Genomic DNA, 1848 nt, shown 5'->3' on the forward strand with positions numbered 1-1848 from the left:
GCTGCGGCGGTCGCGCACGCCGGGCAGGGCGATGCCGATCGCGGTGTCGACGAGCCCCAGGTCGGCGTCGGCCGCGGCCACCAGCGCCTCCAACGCGGCCAGGAATGCGGCGTAGTCGCCCTGCGGCGTGGCGATGCGCCGGCGATGGCGCACCTCCAGCGCGGCATCGCAGGCGACCAGTTCGATCTTGGTGCCGCCGATGTCGATGCCGTAGCAGATCGCCGCGGGCGATGCGTCGGCGATCGATGTTTCTGCGATGGGTGCTTCAGCCATGGTGGATGGTGACGCCCTTGACCACCCGGTTGACGGTGCCGTCCGGGAAGGGGTTGTCGGGCGTCAGGCCTAGCGCGGCCGAGCGCTGCAGCGCGTACATCTGCGCGAAGCTCAGCCACACCGGCGCCAGCCAGGTGTCGTCCAGCGCCGGCACGCGCAGAGTGTGGTCGTCGTCGGCGCCGATGTCGGCATGCGGGCCGATCGCCAGCACCTGTCCGGCGATGCCGTCGCGGCGCAGCTCGTCGAGCAGGTCTTGCTCGTAACGGCGCGCCAGAGCGTGGGCGCTGCGCACCACCACCACCAGGGTGTCGCCGTCGAGCGTGGATTTGGGGCCGTGGCGGAAGCCCAGCGGCGTGTTGGCCAGGGCCAGCACGCGCCCGGCGGTGAGTTCGAGCAGCTTCAGCGCGGCTTCGCGCGCCAGCGCTTCGAGCGGGCCGCTGGCCAGATAGATGACGCGGTGGAACGGACGTTGCGCCAATGCCGCGGCGGGTGCGTCCCATTGCGCCAGACCGTCCCGCACCAAGCCGGCCAGTTGCGGGAGGCGTTCGATCCGCTGCGGCCATGGCGCGCTGTCGAACACGCTCAGCGCCGCCAGCAACATGCAGGTCAGACTGCTGGTCATGGCGAAGGCGCGGTCGCAACTCGCCGCCGGCATCAGCAGGGTGCAAGTGTCCTCGCGGCCGGCGCCGCGCTTGGCCAGTTCGCCTTCCGGATTGCAGGTGATGTCGAGAAAGCGCGCGTGCTCGACTTCGGCGCGCAGCAGTTCGACTGCGGCCACGCTCTCCGGGCTGGAGCCGCTGCGGGCGAACGACACCAGCAGGGTGGGGCGGTCGCGTTGCAGGTACAGCGACGGATGGGTCAGCAAGCTGGTGGTATGCACGGCGCGCACTTCGGCGGGCCACTGCGCGTTGATCCGGTCGGCGACCAGGTCGGCGATGAAGCCCGAGCTGCCGGCACCGGTGAACAGCACGCGCTGGCGCGGGTCGTCGAGGCAATCGCCGAGGAAGGCCTGTACGCGTTCGCCGGCCTGCGCCAGATCTTCGGCCAGACGGTTCCACAAGGCCGGTTGCTGGGCGATTTCGGCGGCGGTGTCGGCTCCGCCCAGGCGCTGCCAGGCGGAGGAGTCGGAGAGCGGAGTGACGTCCATGGATGATTCCTGTTGAGCGAGGGCACGATCTGTGTTTTCTTTCGGAATGTCAATTATCGAAAGTAAAACAAAAGAAATAGACCGAATTCGCTTAGTGACCGACTGCTCCGAAATAAAACGAAAGGTTCGCGCGACTGGGCTTTCGTTGCGGGCTTAATAGGGTTTTTCACTGATTTTGGAAAGTATTGCGGCGCACAAACTTTCGTTTCACAAAATAATTTCTTCCTTTTTTCTTTCAATTCATTGACAGGTTTCGAAAGCCTGCCCTAGAGTCGGCTGCAGCACATTTTTATGCCCGACGAGCGGGCGCTGGGGGCAAGGTGGAATTCCGCGTGTGTCGTCCGCGACTGTCGATTGCGATCCTCGCCGCGCTGGCAGCGTCGGCGCTGCCGGTCGCGGCCGAGCCGGTCGGCAACCTGCGCGCGGTG

2 protein-coding genes are annotated in these 1848 nt (G+C 66.6%); both read right to left on the reverse strand.

What is annotated here, in order from left to right; genetic code table 11:
* Window positions 1-273 (reverse strand): ROK family protein (locus tag ACSAMQ_RS20460; protein ID WP_435397420.1); only part of this gene is annotated, 273 nt, incomplete at its 3' end.
* A complete protein-coding gene (locus ACSAMQ_RS20465; protein WP_435397421.1) occupies window positions 266-1420 on the reverse strand; it encodes an SIS domain-containing protein in 1155 nt (384 codons plus the stop codon). The genes ACSAMQ_RS20465 and ACSAMQ_RS20460, both read right to left, overlap by 8 nt.
* Between the last annotated feature and the right edge of the window lie 428 nt (window positions 1421-1848).

It is taken from the genome of Lysobacter sp. 1R34A (assembly GCF_051217035.1).
GTDB lineage: Bacteria > Pseudomonadota > Gammaproteobacteria > Xanthomonadales > Xanthomonadaceae > Lysobacter.